Origin of the sequence: Pseudoxanthomonas sp., assembly GCF_035999195.1 — a bacterium.
Taxonomy (GTDB): Bacteria; Pseudomonadota; Gammaproteobacteria; order Xanthomonadales; family Xanthomonadaceae; genus Pseudoxanthomonas_A.
Window position 1 is genome coordinate 1441686 of the sequence record NZ_DASYGY010000009.1, and the last position, 13362, is coordinate 1455047.

General features: G+C 61.4%; 9 protein-coding genes and 1 pseudogene. 6 read left to right on the top strand and 4 right to left on the bottom strand.

Features of this window, described 5'->3' with window-relative positions; genetic code table 11:
* Positions 1-47: 47 nt before the first annotated feature.
* The 6 genes from VGN58_RS13840 (at position 48) to wecB (ending at position 6040) form a co-directional block, all read left to right on the top strand.
* Positions 48-416, top strand: coding sequence for an EamA family transporter (locus VGN58_RS13840; protein WP_327483769.1), 369 nt, complete (start codon positions 48-50; stop codon positions 414-416).
* A gap of 1 nt (position 417) precedes the next feature.
* Complete coding sequence (locus tag VGN58_RS13845; RefSeq protein WP_327483770.1) at positions 418-1041, top strand: class I SAM-dependent methyltransferase; 624 nt, start codon at positions 418-420, stop codon at positions 1039-1041.
* A gap of 19 nt (positions 1042-1060) precedes the next feature.
* Complete coding sequence (rffA, locus tag VGN58_RS13850; protein WP_327483771.1) at positions 1061-2188, top strand: dTDP-4-amino-4,6-dideoxygalactose transaminase; 1128 nt, start codon at positions 1061-1063, stop codon at positions 2186-2188.
* 4 nt (positions 2189-2192) lie between these two features.
* Complete coding sequence (locus VGN58_RS13855) at positions 2193-3689, top strand: hypothetical protein (protein WP_327483772.1); 1497 nt, start codon at positions 2193-2195, stop codon at positions 3687-3689.
* 562 nt (positions 3690-4251) lie between these two features.
* Positions 4252-4719, top strand: a complete 468-nt coding sequence (locus VGN58_RS13860; RefSeq protein ID WP_327483773.1) for a hypothetical protein — start codon at positions 4252-4254, stop codon at positions 4717-4719.
* Between the two features lie 178 nt (positions 4720-4897).
* Positions 4898-6040 (top strand): non-hydrolyzing UDP-N-acetylglucosamine 2-epimerase, encoded by a 1143-nt coding sequence (gene wecB, locus VGN58_RS13865; RefSeq protein ID WP_327483774.1) that lies wholly within the window; start codon positions 4898-4900, stop codon positions 6038-6040.
* Here wecB and VGN58_RS13870 read toward each other — a convergent pair.
* The 4 genes and pseudogenes from VGN58_RS13870 to VGN58_RS13885 form a co-directional block, all read right to left on the bottom strand.
* Positions 6037-6964, bottom strand: a pseudogene (locus tag VGN58_RS13870) (IS481 family transposase). The gene wecB and the pseudogene VGN58_RS13870 overlap by 4 nt on opposite strands.
* A gap of 89 nt (positions 6965-7053) precedes the next feature.
* A complete protein-coding gene (locus tag VGN58_RS13875) occupies positions 7054-11169 on the bottom strand; it encodes a glycosyltransferase (protein WP_327483775.1) in 4116 nt (1371 codons plus the stop codon).
* A 37-nt stretch (positions 11170-11206) separates the two neighbouring features.
* On the bottom strand, positions 11207-12577 hold the full coding sequence (locus VGN58_RS13880) for an ABC transporter ATP-binding protein (RefSeq protein WP_327483776.1): 1371 nt from the start codon (positions 12575-12577) through the stop codon (positions 11207-11209).
* Positions 12567-13307 carry an ABC transporter permease gene (locus VGN58_RS13885; RefSeq protein ID WP_327483777.1) on the bottom strand — a complete coding sequence of 247 codons (741 nt, stop codon included), beginning with the start codon at positions 13305-13307 and terminating at the stop codon, positions 12567-12569. Before VGN58_RS13885 ends, VGN58_RS13880 begins: the two co-directional genes overlap by 11 nt.
* Between the last annotated feature and the right edge of the window lie 55 nt (positions 13308-13362).

Below are 13362 nucleotides of genomic sequence, written 5' to 3' on the forward strand. Positions count from 1 at the left end.
CACGCAGCGGGTCAATCTATCCCCACACCTCAGAGCTAAACGGGCTTATGGCTTACATCTTCATCCTGCTGACCATTTTGTTGACGGCATACGGTCAACTTATGCTGAAGTGGCAAGTCAGTCTGCATCCTCATGTCCTAAGCACCCCTTTCTCGTTTTCAGCACTTACGTCCTTGTTGTTGAAACCCTGGGTCATCAGCGCATTCATCGCAGCATTCGGGGCGTCGCTATGCTGGATGGCTGCCATCAGTCGATTGCCTCTCAGCAAGGCTTATCCGTTCACCGCACTCAGTTTTCCGCTCATCGCCGTCCTGGCTGCTTGGTTGTTCCGCGAGTCGCTTGACTCGTACAAGCTTGTCGGCACAGCCTTCATAATCATCGGCGTTATCGTACTGTCCCGCTCGGGAGTCTCCTGATATGGCGCAGAAAACCGACGGGATTCACGCGATCCTTTCATTACCGGCGATTTACGATTTCGTACAGACCGCACTGGGCGCAAGCAAGTCGAGACGCAAGCTGGTCCGCGACCATATCCGTCCGGAGCCGGGGGACGTGCTTCTGGACATCGGCTGCGGCACGGGCGAACTCCTGCCGTTTCTTCCTGCAAGCATCAAGTACCACGGCTTCGACTTGTCGCAGTCTTATATTGAGGCGGCTCGCCGACGCTATGCAGGGCGCGGCATCTTCGATTGCATGGATATTGCGGAATACATCCCAACGCCTGGAAGCCCGCCTGCCGATATAGTCCTTGCCATCGGTGTACTGCACCACCTCGACGATGACTTGGCTATCAAACTCCTGCGTACCGCCCGCGACCAACTGCGATTAGGTGGACGGTTCGTCTCGCTGGACGGCACGCTGGTCCGTGGCCAGTCCCGGATTGCTCGCAAGCTGGTGCTTCAGGATCGCGGCAAGAACATCCGCACACCTGAGGCCTACGCAAGTCTGGCGCGCAATGTTTTCGGCAATGTCCAACCGCGCGTGCGTACGGACATGATCTACGTACCCTATACGCATTGCATTCTTGAATGCACCCACTGAAGCAGGTAGGAGACTCCGTTTGATCCCCTTCAACAAGCCTTTCATGACAGGCGGCGAACTGGTCAACATCGCCGAAGCCCACCGAGCTGGACACCTGTCAGGGGATGGCCCCTTCACCAGACAGTGCCACAACGAGCTACAGCGCATCTGCGCCACTCCCAAGGCGCTACTAACGCATTCGTGTACTGCCGCGCTTGAGATGGCGGCGTTGCTCCTCGATCTCGAGGCTGGCGATGAAGTGATCATGCCGTCCTACACGTTCGTGTCCACCGCGAGCGCCTTCGTGCTCCGCGGCGCGGTGCCTGTCTTCGTGGACATACGCGAAGACACCCTCAATATAGATGAGCGTTTGATCGAAGCGGCTATCGGCCCGCGAACCAAGGCCATCTGCGTCGTCCACTATGCTGGCGTTGCCTGCGAGATGGATGTCATCATGGAAATCGCGCGCCGCCATGGACTTAAGGTCGTCGAAGACGCTGCGCAAGCGATCATGTCTACTTACAAGGGGAAGCCTCTCGGCGCGATCGGCGACCTCGGTGCGCTGAGTTTTCACGAGACCAAGAACATCATTTCCGGAGAAGGGGGTGCGCTCCTGTGCCGCGATCCGGAAGTCGGCGAGCGCGCCGAGATTATCCGCGAAAAGGGCACCAACCGTAGCCGCTTCTTCCGCGGGCAAGTTGACAAGTACACGTGGGTCGATATCGGCTCCTCCTTCTTGCCTGGCGAGATTACTGCCGCATTCTTGGCAGCGCAGATAAAAGACTGCGAAAGCATTACCGCGCGACGCCTCGCAATCTGGGACCGCTACCATGTATGGGCAGAGCAACATGAGGAACGGCTACGACTGCGCCGCCCCATCGTTCCGTCGGATAGAACCCACAATGCGCACATGTACTACCTTCTGCTCCCCTCGCTTGAGCAACGCACCCGCTTTATTCAGGAGATGAGAGCAGAAGGCGTGCAGACGGTGTTCCACTACATCCCGTTGCATTCCTCTCCCGCAGGCCTCTCGCATTGCAGGACTCCAATGGAAATGCACGTCACCGATTCGATCAGTGATCGCTTGGTGCGGATGCCTCTTTGGGTAGGCGTAGAGGAGCATTTGCCGGCGATCTTCGCTGCGGCCGATAGAGCGCTGGCGGGCTGATCATATGAGTGCACGCGCCGTTCGGAGAAAGGCCGATTGGCAGAGCGCCGCCATCTTGGCGTTAGCGGCGATCTCGTTCGCGAACGCGGCGATGTACATCTCGTATGCCAGCATTCCATTCGTCACTTCCGATGGCTGGTACTTTGTCGATTCTTTCCTCAATAAGTACTACAACGGAGGGGTGACGTTACAGGATCTGTACATGAAGCGGAGCGCGGACGACCATGCGCAACCGCTGCAGAAGCTGCTGTTGATATGGAACGCTGACCATTTCGACCTCGATTTCGTGGTCGAGTCGTACATCGGCCTGGGAATCGCTGCATTAGCGTGGCTACTCATGTTCATGGCAGCTCGGCATGACAACCGGATGGCCGGCCTCGGGTACTGGTGGGTATTGCCGATGGCCGCTAGTGCTGCGAGTTTCGTCTCACTGAGCGGCGGCATGGTTTTCAACTGGTCCTTGGTGACGCTCGGCTATCTCGGTCCGCTCGCCGTGGTGCTGATGGCGCTGTCCGCCTGGCATGCCGTAGATCGCAATCGTTGGTGGCCGTTCCTGCTGACAGTGCCCTTGGTCGTATTTTCTCTAGACACCTCAGCGTTGATTTGCGCGATCGCTACGGGCGGCGCGCTTCTGTTGCGAGAGCTGAGGATGCGCGGCGCCGGCTGGCGGCGCACGGTTGCGGCGCTGGCGGTATTGGCGATAACTGTCAGCGCCTATCGCTACATCAGTCGCGCCTACCTGTATCCCAATGCCGCCGCTGGCGCTGAGATAGCGAGTATATCCGCGCTGCTTGAGCTAGGCTGGGCTAAGCTTTCGAATATGGTGCTCGCAATCGCGGCTTTGACGATAGCCGACAAGCAAGGCGCGCTCACTCGCCTGTTCGCCAATCCCGATGTCCCACACCAACTGCTGGGAATCATGGTGATCGCGGCGCACGCCTGGTTTTGGTGGAGAGCGGCTCGAGATCGATGGAATCAGACCCAGTTTCTGGCTGTCTGCTTGATGCTTTTCTGCTACGGAGCGATCGCCGGCATCGTGCTAGGGCGAGTGCCCATTTTCGGGCCGGACTACGTGTTCCAGCAGCGCTATCTGATGATGTACCAGTTGGGAACGGTTGCCATCGCGTTGATGGCGGCAGGTAGCCGCTGGCGCGACTGGACCGCGATGCAGCGGCGAACCGTCGGTGCGGCAGCGCTAAGCCTGATGGTCCTGCAGCTACCGCTGTCGTCAACGACCTGGGAGGAAGCACCTTATGTGCAAGCCTATGGCAACAATCTGGGTCGCCAGATTCTGCTGCTCGGTATCGATCCGAGCATGCGCTTGGCCTCATGTGCTCCCACGCTCGTCGTCTGCACCGCGAGCCGCGAGGAGCAAGTTCGCTCTATCGAACTGCTGCGCAAGCACAGATTGAATGCCTTCTCGGAGCCTATGCTGGAACGCTATTCCCTACAGCCGCTCAAGCGCTATCCGGGTCCCGCCGAGGTCGTTCCCGCCCCGTGATTGGGGCGTAGCGCACACCCGAGTCGCGCCTGTACGCGTTGGAACAACAGCTCCCGATCGTTCACCGCGTCCTGCACCACGATGCGATCGCCCGGCCCAACTGCCACCGGCAGCGGCGACTGGCCCGACGCGGAGCCGTCGGCGATGCCCGTGCGGCTACCGTCGGAACGCTCGAGAATCACTCTCACCCGAAGGCTTGGGGCCGCGGCCGGCACCTGCCACCGCAGCTCTGCGGCTTGGCCGCCATCCGCGCAAGCGATGGTGGGCGCAGAGGAAAGGCAAATAGGGCAATTCTCTCCCGCTCCGCTCTCGTCTAGGATTTGATAGGCGACGCTGGGGGCAGCCGGCTGACGCTGGCAGGCGGTCGCCAGCAAGATGGTCCCTAGAATCGCCGCTGCTTTACCCGTGCCCATGCTGAACTCCCGACAAGCTGGTCCGGCCCCTCAGCGCGCCATGGAGGCCGAAAAGTGGATATCATAGCGTCCCGAAGCCGCCTGATTGGCAGGGCCGTCGGAGCCGCACGGCTTCCCCTCTGTTTCCCTTGTTCGCCCTAATGAGAACTATGAGCATCATTCGCAAGAAGCATTGGATGTTCGTCGCCGGCGCCGCCGGCACCCTAGCATTGGCCGCCTGTTCCCCGTCGCCGAGCGCTTCTAACGATGCCGCTCCCGCCGCCGTGGAGACTGCTCCGACCGAGCCGGCCGCTCCAGCGGTTCCCGAAGTCAAACCTCTGGAAGCGCTCGCCGGCCTGACGATCGTCGGTTTCGGCCCGACCGCGACGAAATCATCGAGCGCGCCGGACGCACGACTGGATGTGTGGGCGACGGCCGACCGCTCGCTGGACGGTTACTCCGCATCGCTATGGCTGAACGGGCAAGGGCTAGAGAACACCGCTATTTCCGGTGCGACGGTTACCGGCACAATCCCGGCCGCTTTGCTCGCCACCCCGGGTACCTATCCGCTTGAGATCCGTATCGGCGAGGGCGGCCGCGATCTCACCAGCACCAAGGTGGACTTCGTCGTCGAGTAGTTCTCGGCGAGCAAGTTTGCCCAAAAGGAGGCCGAAAGGCCTCCTTTTTTTCTTCGTTTCTGCGCAAGGCGCTATTCGGTGCTTGGCGCTCGGCGAGGAACTGCCGTCCACCGTGCGTGCCGCGTATGCGAGCGGCTAGAATGCGCCCATACTTTTTGGGACACGCGGACCGCGAAGAATGACTGAACGACGCTTCAAAGTATTGATTGCCTTTGGAACACGCCCGGAAGCCATCAAAATGGCGCCGGTGGTGGAGGCTTTCAAGCGTGACGGTTCGATGGACATCGTCGTGGCGGTGACGGCCCAGCATCGGCATATGCTGGATCAGGTACTAGAATTGTTCTCGATCGTGCCGGACGAAGACCTAGACCTGATGCAGCCCGGGCAGACCTTGGCTGATCTCTTCTCACGCATCTTGACAGGCATGAACGAGGTGATCGCCCGCCACCGTCCCGACATCGTACTGGTGCACGGCGACACGTCCACCACCTTGGCTACCGCCCTTGCGGCGTTCTACAACAAGGTCCGGGTCGGTCACGTGGAGGCGGGCCTGCGCACTGGCGATCTCTGGGCGCCTTGGCCGGAGGAGGCGAACAGACGGTTGACCGCGCCGCTGAGCAGCCTGCACTTCGCGCCGACTGCACAATCACATGCGAATCTTCTCGCCGAGGGCGTGGAAGACGGCGATATCGAAGTCACCGGCAATACTGTCATCGATGCGCTCCTCAAGGTCGTGGAACGGATCGAGCAGGACGCTTCGCTGGCCGAAGGTCTAGCGCATCGGTTCCCATTCTTGGATCCGGATCGCCGACTCGTCCTGGTTACCGGCCACCGCCGTGAGAACTTCGGCACCGGTTTTGAGCAGATCTGCGTTGCGCTGAAGACGCTGGCCGAGCGCGGCGACATCCAGGTCGTCTATCCCGTCCACTTGAATCCGAACGTCCAAGAGCCGGTGAACCGCCTACTGGCCGGGGTCGAGAATATCGTGTTGATCGAACCCCAGGACTACTTGCCGTTCGTCTACCTGATGTCGCGCTCGAGCTTGATCATCACAGATTCCGGCGGCGTCCAGGAAGAAGCACCGTCGTTAGGAAAACCAGTATTGGTGATGCGCGACACCACGGAGCGTCCAGAGGCCGTGGAAGCTGGCACCGTCCGGTTGGTAGGCACCGACGCAGCGCGCATCGTGGCCGAAGCTGGCCGTCTGCTGGACGATCCAAGCGCTTACGCGGACATGGCCCGGGCGCACAACCCGTACGGCGACGGGCAGGCTTCAGTCCGGATCGCACGCCGCGTTCGTGACCTGCGAACCAGCCACTAGTTGTGTAAACCCACCACGTTGTTCAGTGGGATTAGGGTGATGGGTGGCCTGTAGCCAAGACTGGCATGTGGTCGATGCCATTTGTAGTGATGAAGCCAGCCCTGCAGCGCGTGGGCTCGCTGTCCGGAGTTGGGTAGGAGCGTAGGCCCATTCGTACAGGCTAGTCTGCACCAGCCGCTCAGCCTTGCCGTTGGTGCGTGGGGTGTATAGGCGCGTGCGCAGGTGACGCATGCCCAACCGACGGACCAGGCGCCGGAAGCTGCGCGATCTGTAGCAGGCGCCGTTGTCGGTCAGGACGCGCTCGAATTGCACGCCCAAGCGCCGGTAGTAGCGCACCGTCCGCAACAGCGCCCTGTACGCGCTGCTCTCGCGCTCGTCCGGCTCGATGGAGCCGAACGCCCAGCGGGAGTGGTCATCGATGGCCAGATGGACGTACTCCCAGCCGCTGCCATCGGAGTTGAATTGGCGATTGCCGGTGACACGATGCCCCGGCTGACGGAAACGAGCGAGCTTCTTGATATCCAGATGCAGCAGCTGGCCGGGCAGGCGTATTCGTAGCGGTTCTCCGGCGCTGTCGGCTGCAATTCGGCCAAGCGGTGCAGGCCGGCGCGACGCAGCAGCCGGGCAATGGTGCTCGGGGCCACAGGCAGTTGCCCGGCGATCTGCCGTGAGCGGTACCGCTCGATGACGTGCTGCACAATCTCCTGTGGCGTGGCATGCGGGCAGGAATGTGGCCGAGAGGACCGGTCGACCAAGCCTTACGGACCTTGCTCCTTGAACCGTCTGAGCCACTTGTAGGCCGTGCGGACGATGACACCGGCCGCATGCGCTGCTTCTTCGATTGCAAACGCCCTGAACAAGGATGCAGTCCACGAGCAGGGCTCGACCGCGCGGGCTCAAACGGGCATGTTTATGCAGGTTCATCCGGGGCTCCTGGGGCTGGGTTGGCTTCGCAACCCCCATCTTCCAGAGATGCCCCGGATGAACAAGCTACCGAGAGATCACACCTAGTCTCAGCTCGGCCTGCGCTCGCGGTACACGTGGGGAACCCAGGGTCCCCACTTGGCCTCGTAGATCTTCTTGTTCTTTTCGAACAGCTCCTGTTTAGCATCGGCCTTGAGTTGGTTGAAGCTGGCCGACAGGTGGTGGTGCACGAACACATCGTCGGCGCAGAGGATTTCAAAACCGCACAGCGCAAGCCGCCGGCAGTAGTCGTCGTCTTCGAAGAAGCCGACACCGAAATCCTCGTCCATTGGGCCGACAGCCTCGTAAGCACGCCGCGTCAACATAACGCAGAAGAAGGCGGCCACGCCCATCGGAAACGCGTGGCCCGGATGGCGGCGCGTATAGTTACCCGCGCTCGCGATCATCTCTTCCATGCTCGCGTAGTGGATCTCGATACGTGCCTCGTTACCGATATTATTCGTCACCGGACCGATCAGCCCTGCTTGCGGGTTGCGCCGCAGATGCCGGACCAGGCCGCGCACCCAGCCGGGGGTGACATAGGTGTCGTTGTTAAGTACGACCAGATACTCACCGGTCGCCGCACGCAAGCCAACGTTGTTACCAGCCGAAAAACCTAGATTGGTAGCGTTGCCGATGAAGCGGCGATTGGCGCCTTCGGCCTCCCACTGTCTGAGGAAATCTTGAGTGCCGTCGGTTGAGGCGTTGTCAACCGCGATGACCTCTAGGTTTGGGTAGTCGCTGTACAAATCCAGGCTGTCCAAGCAGGCCCGGGTGAAATCCAGGTTGTTAAAGCATAGAACAACGACGCTGACTTTCGGCTCTTCGATGGCGTCCATCGCGCGATCCAGATCGGCCGCGCGATGGGCCCACGTCTGTTGGCGAGCGAATGCCTGCCGAGCCTGCACCGCGGAGGCTGCCGAGGCCGATGGCTCCAACGCATGCGTCACCGCTCGCGAGAACTCGATCGGCTCATCGGCCAGCGACACCAGTCCATTGAACTGGGCCATCTCTGGCAGGTCGACAGACACGACGGGCTTGCCAGCGCTAAGGTATTCATAGACCTTGACGGGATTAGTGGCCAAGGTCAGGGGAATGATCAGGAACGGCAGCAGACAGACGTCGAAGGCATGCACCCAGTACGGCAGCTCCGCGTACGGCACTTCGCCCACGAACCGAACGTTCGGCAATCCCTTAAGACGCTCTTCTGCTCCGGCGGTATCCCGACCTACCAGCACCACCAGATCCCGCGGATGGTCGCTGGCCACCTGCCGAATCAGCTCGACATCGAACCACTCCGCAATCGCCCCGTAGTAGCCGATGATCCGGCGCCCGTCGGGATCGACGAACACCTTGGCGGGACGATCGCAGAAATGCTCGTACTCAGTTGCATTGCGGATCATCGCGATATTCGCCGACTTATCGCACATCTCGTCGTACAGCCATTGCGAAGTGACGATCAGGAGATCCGACGCAGTGACCAGAGTGCGCTCGCCGGCCAAGACGCTCTCCGCGTTGTTTTCGAAGCCGCCGTGGTGGTCCATGCAGTCGTACACGAGGCGCATGTTCGGAAGGCTTTGTGCCGGCTCAATCCAAAACGGATGCTGGACTAGCGACATCGAACTGGTGGTAGCCGTCCATCCGAGCAGGCTGGCCAAGCTGGCTTGGATAGCGGCGACCTGCTCGGCGCTGGCCACGTCAAAGTAGATCTGGGGTGCTCCCGGGACATTCAAGTTGACTTGAAACAGCCGGCCTTCCGTATCCAGTGCCTCGACTGAAAAGCCCGCGTCCCTGGAGTCGACGAAATTGTTGGAAATGTAGAAGACCCGGTGTCCCTTGCCCGCCAGCGCGGCGGCGAGGTGTTGCGGGCGCTGCATGCGGAAGTGCCAGTCGATCACCGACCAGACGAACACGTCTTCGAGACCGTCTTCGGCCGGCGCCAGTGGCGGACGCTTGACCTCGACTCCCAAGGTGGCGATGGCCGACGTGTAGTTGGAACGGATCATGCCCAGCAGCCGCGCTTTATCGGCCGGATCAAGGCGGCCCGTACGCGCCGAGCGTCTGATCAGATTCCAAGCACGACGCAGCCGGCTCGAAGCCGTGGGCGAGCCGGGGGCGTGGCCGTCCGAGGGCGGATTCCCGGATAAGACGGACCGGACGTGGCGCCACGTCGCGCGCGGCTGCACGAGGATTCGCTTAATCGCGCGCATCGGCCGTGTTAGTGCCCAAGACGTGCTGCCGTAGACATCGACCAACTCCTGCTCGAGTTCCAGCACGCGCTGGTGCAGTTCGATGATGTCGCGCCCCATCTCCGCCTGCGTGTCGAGCTCGCTGGAAATACGGACAAGGTCCTGGCGGACTGTGGATTCCATTTCCTGCAGCGCTCGTTCCATCTTTGCTTCCATTCCCGTGATTGCTTCGTTCATCGCCAGCCGGTCGTCGCCGCGAGCCGCTTCGGCGGCGGCTGCTTGTTGCGCGAGGGCCCGGTGGATATCCGCAAGACTCTGGAGCGTGGCTTCACCCTGGGCTGCGGCCTCGGCATAGCAGCCGTTGAGCCGATCCACCTCGGCGACCAAAGCTTCGCGTACGCCCTTCAACAACTCCGCTGACATGCCGCGTAATGCCTGGTCCGTTCGGCTAGCCTCCTCGTGCCGGTGCGTCGCTATCCGGTCGACGATCTCCCGCAACTGTTCGGCCATTGCCTCGCCACCGGAGGCCAGCCGCCGGTCCAACAGCTCCGCCGTCCTCGCCTCGGAGTCGAGCATCCATTCGCGCAACTGCCGCGCGATCAGTTCTTGCTGGCGCCCGTCGGCAATCGCCTCGGCCAGGCCGCGGAGCGCGGAGCGGGCCTCGCCTGCCTGCCGCTCGATCATCTCGCGGGTCGCGCTTGCCTGCTGTTCGACGACCGCACGGGTGTTCGCCAGCGAATGCACAGCGTAGGCCGCCACCAGGGGGCTGCCTTCCAAGGAGGGCGCGGCCACCACGCGCGACAGCGTATCCATGACCTCACGCGACCAGAACGCCGACGCTCGCGAGTGTGGATGCGCCGCGCGCAGCTGTTGCATGTAGGTTTCGACGGTCTCCGAACGCACCGGCGTAAGGTGTCGCGCCTCGGCGGTGAAATCCGCCCACAGCACCGCGGCATCGCGCTCCGACTCAATGCGTGCGGCTAGCGACGCGGTGCCATCGGCGTCGATCCGTTCGAGCTGTTCTGTCAACATCAGATTGCTGATGTTGGCTAGGCCACGCCCGGAAAGATTAGCCCAAGATGCCGCCGCATACAGGTCCGCATCGAGCACGCCCTTGATGCCGTCGTATCCGACCAGCACGACCGGCACGCCGGCGATCAGCCCCTCCAATGCGACGCGGCCCATGCCGGCCACGCCCGCATACGACGGCATCAAGGCCGCCGCCTCCGGATGCGCACCCAACAATCGAACGTCGCCGCGATCGATAAGCTCGGACAGCGCTGCCTGTACATGGTCTCGGCTGGGGCCGTCTCCGCAAATATCCACGCCCGCAATGCCGGCATCCATCGCCGCGCGGGCGAATTGGATAATGCCGCCCGACTTTGCCTGGTCCAGCCGACCCACGGCGAGCCATCGTCCGCCCTGCGGCGGCGTGGCGAGGATGGAGGAGCTCGAGCGTGGCGCCGTCGCATTGAGTACGATGCTTAGCCGATCCTCTTCGACGAAAGGCCGGGCCAACGCCGCGACTTCGGCCGACACGGCGAATACCCGGCTGGCGGCAGGCAGGACCAGGGACCCGAGCATGAAGTCGTATGCCGCGCCGTAGCTCCCGGAAATCGAGTTTGGGCCGTGCAGCGTCGCTATGCACGGGATGCCCATCGAAGAGGCGACCGCAACGGCGGGGAACAGCGACGTAAACGGATGCGCGTGGATAAGCGAGACATCATGGCGTCGCGCAATCTCGACCATGCGGTCCACGCATCCAAGGAACTCTTCGATGCTCGCCCCAGGACCCAGTCCAAGATCGCTGACTACGGTGGTCAATCCGGACGGGAGCATAGCCGCCGAAAAAGAGGGGCCACAGATCAGATGCACGCGCCAACCTTGGGCCAATACCTGTGCGACCTGGCTGCGGATGTAGGTCTCCACGCCGCCGATCTCAAACGTCTCGGCAACGATCATCAGCGACTTTTCCATGGAATCTCCGGCGCTCATCGCTTCTCGAGAAACCGCCTCATGACAACTTCTTGAAGGTAACGTCGACCGGGAGCGCTGCGATCCCCGTTCCCTTGGCCCGCGGCGAGCGCACCTTGAGTATGACTACGTCGGTCCTGCGATCGAGGTAGGCCATGTCTGCGTGGCTGATCGCCTCGGCCAGTGCCAATGTAACGAAATACGTTCCTTCGCACAGCGTGAGGTCTATAGCGAACTTGACCTCGCATACGTCTCCGGCAGCGACATGTCGCAGGTTCGCCTCGTGATACATGGTGCTGCTGCCGAATGCGGAAACTCCCTCCACCGTACGCAGCAGCACGCCGAACTGCATTTCCTCGATCGCGTCGAAGGCCTTAATGCGCGCGCTCAGGATTACCTTCTCGCCGCTCATGAACACTTCGCAAGGCTCGCCGGCGTCATCCGTCGCGGACCATCCCTCGATGCATGCGCGCAGTTGGCCCCTTGCTTCGGCAGCGCTGGGCGGAACCACTCCCGCGCCCGGCGTCTCAGCGAGGTCTGGCTGCGCCGACCCGCCATCGTTCTCATCTTCGCTACCCGTCCCCGCAGGTTCGGTGCCGATGGCGACGTTCGGCGGCAGCGGCGCGGCAGCTTCGGCGGCCTCTGAGTTGACATACCGCAGATACGCCTTCTCGTCCGAGTACAGCAAGGCGTGGTATTGGTCGATAATCGCATTGGCCTCGCCGATGCCATGCAGCCGCCCCTTGTGAAGCAGCACGGCACGTTGGCAGAACTTCTCGACGGTCGAGGTGGCGTGGGTAACGAGCAAGATCGCGCAGCCCCGTGCTCGGAGTCCTTCGATATAATCATAGCATTTGCGCTGGAACTTCTCGTCTCCGACCGACAACGCTTCATCCACGATCAGCACCTGCGGATCGACGCAGGCCTGGACCGCGAACGCAAGCCGCACGTACATGCCGCTGGAGTAGGTGCGGACCGGCTGTTCCATATGCTCACCGATGTCAGCGAAGGTCTCGATTTCCGCGAACTTCTCCTCCATACGTTCCCGCGAGAATCCTAGCACCGCGCCATTTAGGAAGACGTTCTCGCGACCGGTGAAGTCCGGATTGAAGCCAGACCCCAGCTCCAGCAGAGCCGCCAGCAAGCCGTTCACGCGGACCTCGCCGGACGTGGGCGTTAGTGTCCCGGCGATGATCTGAAGCAAGGTGCTCTTGCCGCCGCCGTTGCGGCCCAGGATACCGACCGTCTCGCCTGGGGCGACGTCGAATGAAACATCGTTGAGCGCCCAGAACTCGCGGTAGTACTTGCGTCCCTTTGGGGCAAAGAATTGGCGCAGCCTGTCGCGCGGCGTATCGTACATCTCGAAGCACTTCGAAATGTTGCTGATCGAGATAGCCGGCTCAAAGGACATCGGCAAACCCCCTGCGGGTCTTCTGGAACCAGACAAACCCCAGCCACGCCACCAGCAGGCCCACCACCATCGAAATCAACCATGTCGACCAGTCCAAGCCCCTGCCCCACATCAAAATGTCGCGGACCTGCTCGACGGTTGAGGTCAGCGGGCTGATGTTCATGAATGGCCGGTACTGCTCCGGCATAACAGAAATCGGGTAGAAGATTGGCGACAGATACATCAACACCAGGGTCACCACACCGATCACCTGCGCGACATCGCGTAGGTAGACACCCAGCGATGCCAGCATCCAAGAGAAGCCCAGCGTCATTAGGATCAAGGGCAACACAGCTACCGGCAACAATGCCACGGTCGGCGAAGGAATTCCGACGAAGACCGCATAGAACACTAGCCAGACCACGAAGCTGACGAGAAGGTGGAACAGACTGGACCCCAACGATATGATCGGCAGGATTTCCAAAGGGAACACAACTTTCTTCACATAACCGACGTTGCCGGTGATGAGCAACGGTGCGCGGTTACAGCATTCAGCGAACATGTTGAACACCATCAGTCCTGCGAAAAGGACCAACGCGAATTCCGTCTTGGAACCATCCCCACCGCTCCAACGCGCGTTGAACACGTAGCTGAAGACGAAGGTATAGACGGCCAGCATCAGGATCGGATTGAAGAATGACCAGAGCAATCCCATCACCGAACCGCGATAGCGACCAATGACTTCGCGCACGACGAGCCCACGTAGCAGGTCCCGGTTGTGCGCTAGGGTCCACCCTAATGCGATA